At 42.9% G+C, this 616-nt stretch carries 1 protein-coding gene; it reads right to left on the reverse strand.

Translation table 11 applies throughout. From position 1 onward, the window contains the following. The coding region (locus ACS8FC_RS18895; RefSeq protein ID WP_439297920.1) for a pyridoxal-phosphate dependent enzyme at positions 1 to 360 on the reverse strand (360 nt) is incomplete at its 3' end. Between the last annotated feature and the right edge of the window lie 256 nt (positions 361 to 616).

The raw sequence follows: 616 nt of genomic DNA on the forward strand, positions 1-616 counted from the left end.
GGCATCTTTGCGCTCTTGAGTAGAGTTGGTTGGCATCAGTAATGTCATTGGATAGCCGCGCATCGCCGCGACCATGGCTAATGCAATGCCAGTATTGCCACTAGTGGCTTCAATCAATGTGTCGCCGGGTTTGATATCACCGCGCTGTTCCGCTTGATAAATCATATTAAAAGCAGGGCGATCTTTTACAGAGCCAGCAGGGTTATTGTCTTCTAATTTGGCCAATAACGTCGCGCCATTTTCGATATGCTCTTGTTCAGGTAGGCGCTGCAGTTTAACCAGTGGCGTTTGACCGACACAATCGGCAAGCGTGGTCACTTGAGTGATAAAGTTAGCATTTGACATGGCCGTCGCGGACATAAGGTATCCTTATTTATATTTTAAAATATGTACTTGGGTGATCGCTTTGATTGGATCACTGTTTTTTATTGTTTGATCATAATTTGAGACAGCCGTTTTGTATATTGGTTTATAGTGATAAGCAAACCAAAACTTGGCGGCATTAGAGTACGCTCTCATTCATCATGAGGGTGAGCGGTCTATTGTGGCAAATAAAAAGTTGCGTCATTATATCATTTTGTTGCTAGCTGCGCTTATTGCATAAAAGAATAATGGT

It is taken from the genome of Psychrobacter sp. 1Y4 (genome assembly GCF_051847555.1).